We start from the raw sequence: 14,482 nt of genomic DNA, 5'->3' as shown, positions 1-14,482 counted from the left end.
CTGATTTCGGGTCTATGACTGGATCAGGGGCGCGGCGTCTGGGCCGGGGCGGGCGGCGGGCCCTGGTCCGACAGGCTGACGGCGGCGCCGTTCTGCAGCTTGTTCTGGCCCACGGCCACCACGCGGTCGCCAGGCTTCACGCCGCTCACCACCACGACCTTGCCGTCCGCCCGGTCGCCGGTCTTGACGAAGATGCGCTCGACGTGGAGGGACGGCTTGCCGTCCGCGCCATTCACCGGCTTGCCGTCCTTGTCCACCGTCGGGCGGACGATATAGACGCTGTTGCCGTACAGCGAATAATCGACGGCCGTTTCCGGCAGGGTGACCTGGTTGGGCGTGGCCGGCAGCACGACGGTGACGTTGCTGAACATCCCCGGTTGCAGGGCGTGATCCTTGTTGGGGATGGTGGCCTGCAGCTTCACGGTGCGGGTGTCGCTGCTGATCTGGGGATCGATGGCGGTGATGGTGCCCTGGAACACGCGGCCGGGGAAGGCGTCCACCGTCACGCGCACGGCCTGGCCCACGGTCACGCGGCCGCGTTCGCCCTCCGCCAGGGTGAAGTTGGCGTACAGCTCGTCCAGGTCGGTCAGGGTGACGACGGCGTCGCCGGCCTTGACGTACTGCCCCACATCCACCTGGCGCACGCCCAGCACGCCGTCGAACGGCGCCCGGACCAGCAGCTGGGCGATCAGGGCGTTGGTCTTGGCGATGTTGGCGTTGGCCTGGTCCAGGGCGGCGGCCTGCTGGTCCACCGTCTGCTGCGAGGTCGCCTGCTTGGCCACCAGGGCGCGATAGCGGGCCAGGTCCAGCTCGGCCACCTTGGCCTGGGCCTTGTAGTTTGCCAAGTCGCCCTGCTGCGGCTTGTCGTTCAGTTGCAGCAGCGGGGTGCCGGCGCTGACGGTGGCGCCGGACTGGAACAGGATCTTGGTGACCGAGCCGCCCACCTCGGGCGTTACCGTCACCTGGTGCACGGCCTGCAGGCTGCCCACGGCGGGCAGCAGCTGCGGCACGTCCTCGGCCTGGGCCACGGCGGTGGCGACGGCGGCGGGCGGCGGCATCATGCTCTTCAGGAATTCGCCGATCATCTTTGGGCGGACGACGCGGTCATAGGCCACGAACAGGCCGCCGATGATGGCCAGCGCGATGACGGTGATGACCATGAACAGGGCGATGCGCGGCGGGCGCTGGCGGCCGTTCTGCCCCCGGTAGTCGGTGCGCGACAGTCCCGTCGGCGGCGCACCCGGTTTCGGCACGGTGGTCACGGTCGATTGGGATTCCATGGTGTCGGTCTCGCTCGGCGCAAAATGCCCAGGTTCCGGCGGGACGATCCCGCCGGGTGGGCGATGGTGTCGGTCTCGAAATCGCACACGCGCGGCAACGCGCCGCCACGGCGTGAACCGGGCGATGGCTGTCCACCGGATGCGAAGGGCAAACCCTTCCGCGCCGTCTCGCCCCCAAGGAAATCCTTAGGGCAGGCGGCTACAGCCGGCAGCGGTGCGCTTTCCTAAACGATGGCCTGTCCCCGGCGATCCGATGCCCCCGCACCCGATCCGTCCGATCCCATGGGCCCTCATTATTGCAGCGGACTATGGGCAGGGCGTCACGCCGCTGCCAGTGAGCGGTGTCACAACACGGCACTCGCTTTTCGCGAATTCCGGAAAAAATGCAATGATTGCTATGTCCAGCTGAATTATCGGCCGCCCTGGGTATGCTTTATCCATCGGCGGCTTAATTATGCGCCTGCCGGGATTTTCCGTCTCGCGGAATCAGGCGGTGCGCAGCCCGTCCTCGTCCTCATCCCGCCACTGGCTCAGCGCCAGCAGGCAGTGGGCGGGCAGGACGGACAACACATCGATGCGTCGCCGTAAATCCTGGAAGATGGCGTCCACCAGTACCTCAGGCGCGTCGGCATCCGGATACAGGGCGGGGTCCGGGTCGGGCAGGGCCCAGTGCGCCGTCACCGGCTGGCTCGGCCAGGCGCCGGCCATGCCCGTCGCCGCCAGCTCGCTGACGGTGATGACGATGTCCACCGGCGGGGCGTCCGGCGCCATGAAGCGCTCCAGCGGCTTGGGCGCCAGGCCGCCGGTGGCGACACCTTCCGCCCGCAGGCGGGCCAGGGCGTAGGGGTTCGGCCGGTCCACAGGGGTCAGGCCCGCGCTGTGGGCGTCGAATCGGTGCCCCGCATGATGACGCAGCAGCGCCTCCGCCATCATGCTGCGCCCGGCGTTGACCCGCCCGACGAACAGCACGCCCAGGCGCCGGTTCACCATGCCGTAGCGGGTGCCGTTCGGCGGCTGGGGCAAGATCATGTCCGGCGTCGGGCTGTCGGGCGGCATCATGGGACTCGTCCGGTACGGGGCGGGAGGGCTGGGGAAGGGCCGGCTCAGCCGGCCGCCGCCCAACCCTCCTCACTGTGCATCGCCGTCAGCGCCTCGGCTGTCAGGCGGGCCAACCTTTGCTCGGGCAGCGAACAGAAGATGCGCACCCGGCGCTCGATCATGCCGAACAGCAGATTGAACAGGGCCCGCTGTTCCACCTCCGACCCCTTGAACCCCTGCGGGTCGGGGAAGCCCCAGTGGGCGATCATCGGGTGGCCGGGCCAATGGGGCGCTTCCGCCTTGGCGCTCGTGTCACAGGTGTGGAAGATGAAGTCCATGGGCGCCACGTCGGGGCCCGCGAATTCGTTCCACGATTTGGGATGCAGGCCCTCGGTGGGAATGCGGGCCTTGGTCAGCAGGTCCAGGGCGATGGGGTTGCATTCCGGCAGCGGGTCGGACCCGGCGCTGAACACCTCGAACCGGCCGCCGGCCCAATGGCGCATCAGCGCCTCGGCCATGATGCTGCGGGCGGAGTTGAACTGGCATAGAAACAGAACGCGGTAGACCTTCGCCATGTCGCTTCATTCCCCCTGAATGCCGCGCCCCATGGGTTTGGGGACCGCAGCCGCGTGCCGCCCGCCCCCCGGGCAGGCACGTTTAACCGCATGCTAATCCCAGCGTATGCCAGTCTTGTGACGCTGGTGTTGCAGCCCGGCGAAAAGGGATTGGGTTTGGCCTTGACCTCAGGCGCGGTAGCAGACCCGCAGGCCGCCCCATAGCCGCCCGCGCACCCAGATGGGGGCGGAGGCGTCCTTCATCAGGGCGAAGACGCCGCCGCCCATGTCGCGGCGATAGGTCTGCAGCAGGAACGGCGCGGTGCCGCGGCTGACGGCGGTGGCCGTCTTGTCGGCGTAGACGCGGCGGTTGCGGCCATTGGCGGCGTTCCACACCGAGTCGGGTCCGTGGGCCTTGCGGAACTGCGGATTATGGCAGGGGATCAGGCGGTTGTGGTCGGTGGGCGCGCAGAAGACCATGCGCGGGTCCATGGTCAGCACGGGATCGTGCAGGGGGGTGACGGCCGCGTCCAGGAAGGGGATGTAGCGCGTCATGTATTGCTGCGGGTTACTGCCGGCGATGGGTTTGAGGTCGGTGTCGAACAGGTCCTCCATGGTCAGTTCCCCTGCCGCCAGGGCCTGTTCCATGCGGGCCGATATCTGGCCCGCCACCTCGCGCGCCCGGTTGATGAAGGGCGTGTCCTCCGTCGCGTAGCCGGACGTGGCGGTCAGCATCATGATGGCCTCCGCCCGTTCCAGCGTGCGGTCCAGGTGGGTGGTCGCGGTCTTCAGCGCCGTGCCGGACGATGCCGCGTCACGGTGCAGCGCGTCCACCGTCTCCTGGAAGCCGTCGCAGCGCCGGGCGATATCGCCGGTGGCGCCGGCGATGGCGGTGGCGTTCTCTTCCACCTGGGCCACGGCCGTGCCCACGGTTTCCACCGCCTGGCCGATGGTGGCGGTGCTGCGGCCCACGCGCTCAGCCTGTTCCGACCCCGCCGCCATGCGGGCGGTCAGCCGGCGCACCTGCTCGGTCAGGGCCTTCAGCGTGGCGTCGATCTCAGCGGTGGCCTCGGCCGTCTGGCGGGCCAGGGCCTTCACTTCCGTGGCGACGACGGCGAAGCCCTTGCCGGCTTCCCCGGCGCGTGCCGCCTCGATGGTGGCGTTCAGGGCCAGCAGGTTGGTCTGGGCCGCGATGCGGTTGATGTCGCTGGACACGCGGGCCACGCGGCCCATGGCGCCCTCCAGCCCGCCCAGCTCGTCCGCGCTGGCGTTCACCGCCGCGACCAGGTCGCCAATGGCGGACAGCGACTGGCGGATTTCCCCGGCCGAGGCGTCGATGTCCCGCCGCGCGCCCGCCGCCACGCCCTGCGTCGCCTGGGCCATGCCGGCGATGGCGCGATTGCTGGCGACGATGTCGCGCGTCGCCGCCTGGATGCCGGCCAGTTGCTTGCCCTGGTTGTCGATGGCGCTGTCCACCTGATGGATGTTGCCGACCACATCGGCGATGTCGACGCTCAGGTGCCCGACCTCGGTCGCGATGTCGGCGATCAGCGTGCCGGCGTCGGCGCGCAGCGGTGTTGATTGGTGGGTGTCCACGGCCATGTCCTCTCCCCAGGATCGGTATGGGTATTCTGCGGCCCATACCGTAAAGAAAGCGCAAACGCCCCTGTCCGAACAGGGTGACCATTTAGGATAGGGGCATCGCGGCGGTGCCGCCCTCATCCTTTGGTTGATCACATGATTTGGTGGGAAAGGAAATTTTTTCCCCGTTCTTTTCTTGTAATATCAGATTATTCGACCAGATATGCAGTCGCAGCGATCCAGGGCAGTGTATTTTCGCATTTGCGGAAAGGCGTGGAACCGCCATTCTCCCCGGCTTAAAGCGATGTTTTCCGGTGTGTCAGGAAAGAGGGTATAGCGAGGATGAGCGCGTTTCTGTCCGGCAAGGTCACCCACGTCCACCATTGGACTGACAACCTGTTCAGCTTCCGGCTGACCCGCGATCCGTCCTTCCGCTTCCGCAACGGTGAATTCACCATGGTGGGCCTGGAAGTCGACGGCCGCCCGCTGATGCGCGCCTATTCCATGGCCAGCACCAATTATGAAGAGCACCTGGAATTCTTCAGCATCAAGGTGCCGAACGGTCCGCTGACCTCCCGCCTGCAACACATCCAGGAAGGGGATGAGGTGCTGTACGGCCGCAAGGCCACCGGTACCCTGCTGCTGGACAACCTGCTGCCCGGCCGCACCCTGTACATGCTGGGCTCCGGCACCGGCCTCGCCCCGTTCATGAGCCTGATGAAGGACCCCGACGTCTACGAGCGCTTCGAGAAGGTGGTGGTCACCCACACCGTGCGCCGCGTGGCTGAGCTGGCCTACTACGACGACATCACCAAGCACCTGCCGAATGACGAGTTCATCGGCGAGATGCTGCGCGACAAGCTGGTCTACTACCCGACCGTGACGCGTGAGCCCTTCCGCACGGAAGGCCGCCTGACCGACCTGATCAAAAACGGCAAGTTCTTCGCCGACATTGGTGAGAAGCCGTTCGATCCGGCCCAGGACCGCGTCATGATCTGCGGCGGCCCCGGCGTGCTGAAGGATCTGCAGGACCTGTGCGAAGAGGCCGGCATGAGCGAAGGCAGCTCGAACGAGCCCGGCCACTACGTCATCGAGAAAGCCTTCGTGGAGCGCTGATCCAGCGATCCCCGTCGGTACGGTTCACGGCCGCGCTCCCACCCGGGGCGCGGCCGTTTCTTTTTAGGGCTCCGGCATCGCCCGCCACTCATCCTCGCCGATGACGATGTAGCGGGTCACGGCCCGGCCATCCCAATGATAGCGCAGGGTGCGGGCCTGCAGGATGGGCGGGGTGATCAGGTCGGGGTAATACAGGGCGGCGGCAAGGCCCTGGGGCCAGCGCACGCTGGGGTACAGCACGCCGTCGCTGCCCTGGGCCTTCAGCCGCTTGCCCAGCGCCTGACCCGCCGCCCAATCGTCCGGCGCCAGGCAGTCCTGGAAGGCCTCACCGCGCACGTCGTGGAGGCTGGCGGCCACGCGGGCGGTCAGCTCGCGGAACTGGGCGTCGGCCGCCGGCTCATCCGTCATGCGCATGAAGCGGCCGAAGTGATGGACGGTTTCCATCAGCGCTACCTCGAAGCGGTCACCGCAGTACCACACGCCAAAGCTGCCGTCGGAAAAACGGCTGGGCCGGTCGGTGGAGGTGTGGGTGAAGGCGCCCATGGCCAAGCTGGCGCCGGGGCCGGACAGGCGGCGGCCCGCCGGCACCAGCGACAGGTCGCCCACCTCATCCCGCACGCGCGGATTGGTCTTGGCTTCCGCGCTGGCGATCAGGTCCCAATCAGCCGGGTCGGCGATATCCTCGAACAGCCAGACGGGCGGATAGATGGTGCGGACGATGCGGTAGGCCGGGCGCCAGTCCAGGGCCGTGGTGGGCGGGGTGTCGGGCGGCGTCACCACCCGCCGCGCTCCGCATCCAGGTAGTTGCGCACAGCGGTGAGGTCGGACGGGGCGCCGGCCAGCATGCGCTGCAGCGCCGACTTGCCGTGGAAGGCGGCATTGGGCTTGGCTACCCAGGCATAGGCGCGCTCCGGCTCCATGAACAGATAGCGCAGGGCCTTGTGGATGCCCATCAGGTCGCCCAGGCGCCACAGCAGGTCCGATGGCAGGCTGCCGATGTCGCCCCGCTTCCAGCGGTAGAAGGTGGACGGGCTGGGCTGGCCCAACAGCACGCGGGCCTGGCCATCGTCCACCCCCCACAGGCGGAACAGGTTGAAAACGGCGCGCAGCATGGCCGCCCCCTCGGCCTGGGTGACGGCGCCGGGGACGGCCGCATCGGGCGTGCTGGCAGGTAGGGCCTGGGCCATGGCGAACTCCTTAATGCCATACGGCAGTCAATATAGGACTAACTGCCATATGGCACAAGTGGCGCTCATTTGAAGGCCGCTACCGTATCGGCCACCAGCCGCTCCAGCGCCAGAATATCGCCCTCGGGCTGATAGGACATGCCCAGTCGAACGATTACCAGGCGGGCGCTGGGGATGATGATGATGGACTGGCCCTGGTTGCCGCGGGCCATGAAGCTGTCGGCCGGCATGCCGGCGCGCACCCGCCGGGCAGCGGCGCCCCCATTGTTCGCAGAGCCGGCCCGGTTGGTCCAGAAGCCGGCGCCATAGCCGAAATCCTCCGACCCCGGCGTCAGGCGGGCGGAATAGTCCACCCAGCCCTCGGGCAGCAGGCGCCGGCCGCCCACCACGCCATCATCCAGGAACAGCTGGCCGAAGCGCGCCCAATCCCGCGCCGTGGCCCACATATGGCTGGATCCGATGGGTGTGCCGGTGGCGTCCAGTTCCAGCGTGGCATGCTCCATGCCCAGGGGGTCGAACAGCTCACGGTGGGCGAAGGCCAGGACTTCCGAGCCGCTTCCGCCCGTCCGTTGCTTGATCAGGCGGGACAGCAGCAGGGTGTTGCCGTTGCTGTAGGTCCAGACCTGGCCGGGCGGCGCTTTGGCTGGCGCGGCCTCCACCATCGCCGCCATGTCGGCGCGGGCATAAACCATCTGCGTGGTCGGGTCGGCCATGCTGGTCCAGTCGGCGGTCAGGGATTGGCCGAAGTCCAACCCGCTGGTCATGCGCAGCAGGCCGTCCACGGTGATGTCCCGGCGCGCATCATGGTCCCAAGCCGGCACGTCCAGGCGCTGGTCCACCGTCAGCTTGCCCTGCCGCACCAGGATGCCGATCAGCGCGTTGGTGACCGACTTGGTCATGGACCATCCGATCAGGGGCGTGTCGACACCCACGCCGGGGGCATACCGCTCCGCCACCACCTTACCATCGTGCAGGATGACGACCGCCTTGGTCCAGCGGTGGGGGGCCTTATCCGGCTCGGCGAAGGCCCGGTCCAGCGCCGCCGTCAGGGTGGGATCGGCGGGTGCCACCACGTCAGGTCCGGCGATGGGCGGCAGCAGGGCCGGGGCCGGCGGCGGCAGGGCGATGCGGGGCCCGGGCGGCGGATCCTCCGCCGTCAGCACGCGGCAGCCGGCCGGCCCTTCGTATACCGCCTTGCTCTTCACCAGGCCGGCGAACCGCACGGTGACGGTCCCGGTGTCGTAATCGACCTGATAGCGGGTCAGGGCGCCCCCCGGCCGCATCTGCGGGGCGACACCCTGGTCGAAGAAGGTGGCGGCGTCCAACCCGCCGACGAACACGGCGGAGCAGATCTGGTGGCTGGTGAAATGGGCCGGCACCGACGCGGCGCGGCGGGCACCGTCGCAAGCGGTCAGGGCCAGGGTTAGCAGCAGGGCGGATAGCAGACGGGGCGGCATGGGCGGCGCTCAAGGCTGGGGGAGAGGCCGCCAGCCTTGACGCTCCGGTCCCGCGCGATCATGCCGGATTTGAAATCCGGCTAGCCGTTGCCACACTTTTCGACGGTTCGGCCAGGGCCTGGCGGCGATAGTCGCCGGGTGTCAGGCCGGTGTCCGCCTTGAAGGCGCGGTTGAACGGACCCAGGGAGCCGAAGCCCGCGTCCAGCGCAATGGTCAGGATGGGCACCTCGGCCTGTGCCGGATCGGCCAGCGCGGCCTTGGCTTCCGCCAGGCGGTAGTGGTTGAGGAAGGCGTTGAAGTTGCGATGGCCCAGGCCCTGGTTGATCAGTCGGCGCAGACGGTACTCGGGCAGGCCCAGCTCCACCGCCAGCTGACCGATGGTCAGGCCGTCGCGGCGATAGGCGCGGTCCAGGCGCATGGCGCGTTCCAGCGCCGTCACCCAGATGGGATCGACGGCGGTGGGTTCCGACTCCGGTGCCGGCGGCGCGGCAGGGACAGGTGGGCACGGATCGTGGAACAGGGCCTGACCGCCGCCCACGCGCAGCAGCGACCACGCGATGACGCCGGCGATGGTCAGCAGGCCGGCCGCGTCCAGCAGGTTGCCGCTGGCGCCCGCGGCCTGTTCCCGCCCCGTCGAGGAAGGGCCCGCCAGGGTGGCGAGCGCCGTGACGATGGAATGCAGGGCCGCTGCGGCCACGATGAACAGCCGCAGGCGGCGGCGCGGCTCCACCAGGTCGGCGGCGGCCGTGGCCACGGACTGCCAGGCGGCCAGGCCAGCCCAGAGCAGGGGCTGCAGGTCCAGCACCAGGCCCAGGGGACGGGCCGCCGCATGGTGGCCCGGCACCAGCACCAGGCCTTGGGTGATGCCCGTGGCGGCCAGCGCCAGCCAGACCAACCCGTGCCAGGCGCGGGGGCGGAAGGCGTCGTCGAACAGGCTGCAGGCGAACAGCCAGAAAATGAAGCTGTTGGCCGTGGCCAGCCCCATCAGTGGCGCCGCGCCAACCCCGGCCCAGGCATGCACGCCGGCCAGGGTGCACAAGGTGTAGGCCGCACTGCCCATGGCGAACAGGGCGCCCAGCCGGGCGGCATTCACCCGGGGGTATTCCGCCAGCAGACGGCCGGCCAGCAGGACCAGCAGGCTGACCACGCCACCGCGCAGGAACAGGTCTATGGCAGCGGCGTTCACGGCTTTAGTCGCGGTAGCTCAGCCACACCGTGTCGGCCACCCGCTTGGCCAGGGCGCGGGCCTCGTCGGCCGTGGCGCCTTCGGCCAGGGCCACGCCCATGCGGCGATAGGGCCGGGTGGTGGGCTTGTTGAAGATGCGCACCTCCACGTCATGCTCGGACGTGCCCAGGGCCAGGGCATCGGCCAGGCCTTCCACGCCGAAATGGCTGGAGTCCTGGCTGGCCAGGATGACGGCGCTGGCGGTGGGGCCGCGCAGGGTGATGCGGGGAATGGGCAGGCCCAAGATGGCCCGGGCGTGCAGGTCGAATTCCGACAGGTTCTGCGACATCAGCGTCACCATGCCGGTGTCGTGCGGGCGGGGTGACAGCTCGCTGAACACCACGTCGTCGCCCGCCACGAAGAACTCCACCCCGAACAGGCCGTAGCCGCCCAGGTTGTCCACCACCTTCTCCGCCATGTCGCGGGCGGCGGCCAGGGCCTTGGCGTCCATGGGCACGGGCTGCCAGGATTCCTGGTAGTCGCCACGTTCCTGACGGTGGCCGATAGGCTCGCAGAACACCACGCCGTCGCGCGTGCGCACGGTCAGCAGGGTGATCTCATAGTCGAAGGCAATGAACTCCTCGACGATCACCTTGCGGCGGTCGCCGCGCATGTTGGCCACGGCGTAGTTCCAGGCGGCTTCCAGCTCGTCCGTCGTGCGCACCGTGCTCTGTCCCTTGCCGGAGGAGGACATGACCGGCTTGATCACGCAGGGCAGGCCGGTGTGCGCCGCCCCCGCCCGAACCTCTTCCAGGCTTTCGGCGTAGCGGTAGCGCGAGGTGCGCAGGCCCAGTTCCGTGGCCGCCACCTCACGGATGCGGTCGCGGTTCATGGTCATGTAGGTGGCGCGGGCGCTGGGGACCACGGTGTGGCCGGCGGCCTCCATCTCCTGCAGCACCTCGGTGCGGATGGCCTCCACCTCCGGCACGATATAGTCCGGCTTGTGGCGCAGGATGGCGGCCTTCAGCGCCTCCCCGTCCAGCATGGAGAACACCTCGGACTCGTCGGCCACCTGCATGGCCGGCGCGCCGGCATAGGCGTCGCAGGCCACGACGTGGGCGCCGTAGCGCTTGGCGGAGATGACGAACTCCCGGCCCAGCTCGCCCGAGCCCAGCAGCAGGATTTTGGCGGTCGCGGTCATGATGGCGGCGGTTCCGGCTTAGAAGTATCGGGAAAGGTTGCGGCGGATGCGGGCCAGCACCCCGTCCGGGTCGCGGGCGGGTACATAGGTCTCACCCGTGATCATCTCATAGGCCTGGATGTAGATGGCCGCCGCCTGCAGCACCACGTCGCCCGGGATCTCCGGCACGTCGTCGGTGTAGGGGTCGCACCGCGCCACCACCCAGCTGCGCACGAAGTCCTTGTCGAAACTCTCCGGCCGCTCCCCCGCCTCGAACTTGGCGGGGTAGGTTTCGGCGAACCAGTAGCGGCTGCTGTCCGGCGTGTGGATCTCGTCGGCCAGGATGATGTTGCCGTCCTGGTCCAGGCCGAACTCGTACTTCGTGTCCACCAGGATCAGGCCGCGCTGGGCCGCCAGTTCCCGGCCGCGGGCGAACAGGGCCAGCGCCTTGGCCGACAGCTCTTCCCACTGGGCCGCGGTCAGCAGCTTGCGCTCCACGATCTCCGCCGGGGTCAGCGGTTCGTCATGGCCGCCGTCGAAGGCCTTGCTGGTGGGGGTGATGATGGTCTGGGGCAGCTTCTGGTTGGGGCGCAGGCCGTCCGGCAGGGTCACGCCGTACATCGTGCGTTCCCCCTTCTTGTACATGGACAGGATGGAGGTGCTGGTGGTGCCGGCCAGATAGTCGCGCACCACCACCTCGACCGGCAGGATGTCCAGGCGCTTGGCCACCACCACGTTGGGATCGGGATAGTCGATGACGTGATTGGGGCACAGGTCGCGCGTGGCCTCGAACCAATAGCGCGCCGTCTGGGTCAGCACGGCCCCCTTGTGTGGCACCGCCGTCAGGATGCGGTCGAAGGCGCTGAGGCGATCGGACGCGATGATGATGCGCCGGCCGTCCGCCAGGTCATAGTTGTCGCGCACCTTTCCCCGGTAGTGCTTGGGCAGTTCCGGGATGGTCGCGTCATCGAGGACGTTGGCGGGGGCGAGATCGGAAGGGGTGAGGTCCACCGGGCACCTGACGGGTTGCGGCGCGCCCCTCTCGGCCTGGATGCCGGGGCGCGGGGTTGGAATCGCGCGCGATCCTAGTGCGGCCGCGTCCGTTTGACCACTGCGCCGACGGCGGGGGCGCATCCCGCCGCAGGGTCATCTCGGGCACGGCCTTGCGCGGGCCGCCAGCGGCCGTCCCCCTGCGACCTTCTGTCTTTTGCTGCACCTGCGCTTTCCCGTTGACGCACCCCGGTAGGCGGGTTAGAACCAAGTCACGTTATACTATAACATAACGAAACTTGGCAGTTCGGGTCCTGTCTCCAGCCCACCCAGCCGCTCTCGCCGGCCGCGCCCATTCCTGGGTGCGGCAACGGGGGCGGTTGGCCTGGGCCCAAGGGGGCGGCATGAAGGGAACAGGGGCCGCCCGCGCTGGGGCGGCCTTCACGAAAGGTGGGAAGGTATGGCTTTCAAGGTGGGGCGCGCCGGGGTGATGGGCGCCATTCTGTTGGGTTCGGTCAGCACGGTGGCCCTGGCCGCGGATAATCCCGCGGGTGACGCGGCGGCGGAGCCGGCCGGCGCCAGCGGCCAGCTGGGCAACAGTTCCGCCAGCGGCCCGGTGCCCGAGATCGTCATCACCGCCAAGCGCCTGCTGGACGCGCGCAACAGCATCCAGCCCGACCTGGGCGCCTCCACCTACAAGCTGGACGAAAGCGCGCTCGAGGCGCAGCCCGGCGGTGTGAACAACGGCCTGAACCAGGTCATGTTGCAGGCGCCGGGCGTGGCGCAGGACAGCTTCGGCCAGCTGCACATCCGGGGTGAGCACGCCAACGTCCAATACCGCATCAACGGCGTCATCCTGCCGGAAGGCATCAGCGGCTTCGGCCAGACGCTCAGCCCCCGCTTCGCCCACAGCGTCAGCCTGGTGACCGGTGCCCTGCCGGCGCAATACGGCCTGCGCACCGCCGGTATCATCGACATCCAGACCAAGTCCGGCGCCTTCGACAACGGTGGCGACATCAGCGTCTATGGCGGCAGCTACAATACGCTGCAGACCAGCTTCGACATTTCCGGTTCCTCCGGCAACCTGAACTACTTCGCCTCGGGTGATTTCAAGACCAGCGGCGTGGGCATCGAGAGCCCCGACGGCAGCGGCAAACCCAACCACGACCGCACCGAAAACGGCCGCGGCTTCGTCTTCCTGCAGGACATCCTGGATCCCGACACCCAGGTCAGCCTGATGGCGGGGACGGAGCGCGGGCAGTTCCAGATCCCCACCCGCTCCGGCCAGTCGCCCAGCCTGGGCTACAACTTCAACGGCCAGACCGATTACCCCAGCGACAAGATCGACGAGAACCAGCGCGAGATCACCCACTACGCCGCCGCGACTTACCTGAAGGCGCTGGACGCGGTGACCATCCAGTCCTCGGTCTATGGCCGTTATTCCAGCCTGTGGTTCAAGCCCGACCCCGTCCCGGACCTGCTGTACAACGGCATCTCGCAGGAAGCCTACCGCCGCTCCATCGCCGGCGGCTGGCAGACAGACGGCAGCTGGGTGGTCAACGACCACCACACCTTGCGGGCCGGCTTGCTGCTGCAGGTCGAGCGTTCGTCCGGCATCACCAATTCCCAGGTGTTCCCGGTGGATGACGACGGCAACCAGATCGGCAGCACCCCCACTAGCGTGCACGACACCTTCGGCAAGACCGGCTACAGCGAAAGCGTCTACATCCAGGACGAATGGAAGTTCGCGCCGGACTGGACCTTGAACGTCGGCGGCCGCTTCGACAGCTTCCAGCAGTTCGACAGCGAAAGCCAGTTCAGCCCGCGCGTGAACCTGGTGTGGCAGGCGACGCCGGGCACGACGGTGCACGCCGGCTATTCCCGCTACTTCACCCCGCCGCCGTTCGAGCTGGTGTCCAACACGGCCGTCACCAAATACGCCGGCACCAGCGCCGCCGCCGCCAGCAGCATCAACGACGCGCCCAAGGCCGAACGCGCCAACTATTTCGACGTCGGCATCGAACAGAAGCTGACCGACGCCCTGACCGTGGGCCTGGACGGCTATTACAAGAAGTCCAAGAACATGCTGGACGAGGGCCAGTTCGGCGCCCCCATCATCCTGACGCCTTTCAACTATGACGAAGGCACGCAGAAGGGTGTGGAGCTGTCGCTGACCTATGCGGTCGACAACTTCCAGTCCTACGCCAACTTCGCGGTGTCGAAGGCCGAGGGCAAGAAGATCGTCTCCAGCCAGTTCAGCTTCAGCCAGGATGACCTGGACTACATTTCCAACCACTTCATCCCGGTGGACCATGACCAGCGCTTCACCGCGTCGGCCGGCGCCAGCTACCGCATCGACAGGACGCTGCTGACCACCGACCTGATCTACGGTTCGGGATTGCGGGCCGACGGCGCCACGCCCAATGGCGCCGCCCTGCCGGGCTATGTCCAGGTCAACTTCGGCGCCGTCCAGACCCTGGACCTGCCGACCGTGGGCCTGATGGACGTGCGCTTCGACGTCATCAATGTCTTCGATGAGAAGTATGAGATCCGTGACGGAACGGGGGTCGGCGTGGGCGCCCCGCAATATGGCCCGCGCCGCGGCTTCTACTTCGGCGTGACCAAGACGTTCTGACCCTGTGACCGACCTGGGCGTCCCCGCCCGGGGTCGGCCTCACGGGACGGAAGCCCGAGGCCCCTCGACACCTCGGGACGCGCCTTGGTTGGGCGGAACACGACAGCCTTGCCCCCTGACGGCGGGCCCGGGAAGGACAGCCTTCCCGGGCCCGCTTCATTTTAAAATATATCAAATTATATGATGTGGCGATGCCTGTGGCGGGCATCCCGCGAACCTTGTATCAAGGCGCCTGGCGGTTGGCCGCCCGTGAGGTTCGCCGTCCGAACGGTGCGCTGCCACGGCGGGACGGGCCCGCG

At 68.2% G+C, this 14,482-nt stretch carries 12 protein-coding genes; 2 read left to right on the top strand and 10 right to left on the bottom strand.

Annotated features, from left to right (window positions below; genetic code table 11):
- Positions 1-23 precede the first annotated feature (23 nt).
- The 4 genes from Y958_RS27730 to Y958_RS27715 all read right to left on the bottom strand — a co-directional run bounded on the left by Y958_RS27730 (position 24) and on the right by Y958_RS27715 (position 4,474).
- Positions 24-1,280, bottom strand: a complete 1,257-nt coding sequence (locus Y958_RS27730; protein WP_088875057.1) for an efflux RND transporter periplasmic adaptor subunit — start codon at positions 1,278-1,280, stop codon at positions 24-26.
- 486 nt (positions 1,281-1,766) lie between these two features.
- Complete coding sequence (locus Y958_RS27725; RefSeq protein ID WP_088875056.1) at positions 1,767-2,339, bottom strand: arsenate-mycothiol transferase ArsC; 573 nt, start codon at positions 2,337-2,339, stop codon at positions 1,767-1,769.
- A 44-nt stretch (positions 2,340-2,383) separates the two neighbouring features.
- A complete protein-coding gene (locus Y958_RS27720) occupies positions 2,384-2,893 on the bottom strand; it encodes an arsenate reductase ArsC (protein ID WP_088875055.1) in 510 nt (169 codons plus the stop codon).
- Positions 2,894-3,061: 168 nt separating this feature from the next.
- Complete coding sequence (locus Y958_RS27715) at positions 3,062-4,474, bottom strand: methyl-accepting chemotaxis protein (RefSeq protein ID WP_145727722.1); 1,413 nt, start codon at positions 4,472-4,474, stop codon at positions 3,062-3,064.
- A 321-nt stretch (positions 4,475-4,795) separates the two neighbouring features.
- On the opposite strand from Y958_RS27715, the gene Y958_RS27710 reads away from it, so the two are divergent.
- Positions 4,796-5,569, top strand: a complete 774-nt coding sequence (locus Y958_RS27710) for a ferredoxin--NADP reductase (protein WP_040846481.1) — start codon at positions 4,796-4,798, stop codon at positions 5,567-5,569.
- 63 nt (positions 5,570-5,632) lie between these two features.
- On the opposite strand, the gene Y958_RS27705 is transcribed toward Y958_RS27710, so the two are convergent.
- From Y958_RS27705 to Y958_RS27680, 6 genes are all read right to left on the bottom strand, one after another.
- Positions 5,633-6,349: an RES family NAD+ phosphorylase gene (locus tag Y958_RS27705; protein WP_088875053.1), complete on the bottom strand. Its 717-nt coding sequence runs from the start codon at positions 6,347-6,349 to the stop codon at positions 5,633-5,635.
- A complete protein-coding gene (locus Y958_RS27700; RefSeq protein ID WP_040846483.1) occupies positions 6,343-6,756 on the bottom strand; it encodes an MbcA/ParS/Xre antitoxin family protein in 414 nt (137 codons plus the stop codon). The genes Y958_RS27705 and Y958_RS27700 overlap by 7 nt, the downstream gene beginning before the upstream one ends.
- 65 nt (positions 6,757-6,821) lie before the next feature.
- On the bottom strand, positions 6,822-8,213 hold the full coding sequence (locus tag Y958_RS27695; protein ID WP_088875052.1) for a serine hydrolase domain-containing protein: 1,392 nt from the start codon (positions 8,211-8,213) through the stop codon (positions 6,822-6,824).
- Between the two features lie 58 nt (positions 8,214-8,271).
- The gene (locus tag Y958_RS27690; RefSeq protein ID WP_088875051.1) at positions 8,272-9,399 is read right to left on the bottom strand and encodes a helix-turn-helix domain-containing protein; all 1,128 of its coding nucleotides are present in this window, start codon (positions 9,397-9,399) and stop codon (positions 8,272-8,274) included.
- 4 nt (positions 9,400-9,403) lie between these two features.
- Complete coding sequence (gene purT / locus Y958_RS27685; protein ID WP_088875050.1) at positions 9,404-10,579, bottom strand: formate-dependent phosphoribosylglycinamide formyltransferase; 1,176 nt, start codon at positions 10,577-10,579, stop codon at positions 9,404-9,406.
- An 18-nt stretch (positions 10,580-10,597) separates the two neighbouring features.
- Entirely contained in the window at positions 10,598-11,569 is a 972-nt protein-coding gene (locus tag Y958_RS27680; protein ID WP_088875049.1) for a phosphoribosylaminoimidazolesuccinocarboxamide synthase, read from the bottom strand.
- A 439-nt stretch (positions 11,570-12,008) separates the two neighbouring features.
- On the opposite strand from Y958_RS27680, the gene Y958_RS27675 reads away from it, so the two are divergent.
- Positions 12,009-14,183 carry a TonB-dependent receptor gene (locus Y958_RS27675; RefSeq protein WP_244909633.1) on the top strand — a complete coding sequence of 725 codons (2,175 nt, stop codon included), beginning with the start codon at positions 12,009-12,011 and terminating at the stop codon, positions 14,181-14,183.
- The last annotated feature ends 299 nt before the right edge of the window (positions 14,184-14,482 follow it).

This window comes from Nitrospirillum viridazoti CBAmc (genome assembly GCF_000730165.1).
GTDB classification, from domain to species: Bacteria; Pseudomonadota; Alphaproteobacteria; order Azospirillales; family Azospirillaceae; genus Nitrospirillum; species Nitrospirillum viridazoti.
The sequence above is the reverse complement of the archived record's forward strand: the minus strand, read 5'-3'. Positions and strand labels throughout refer to the sequence as shown.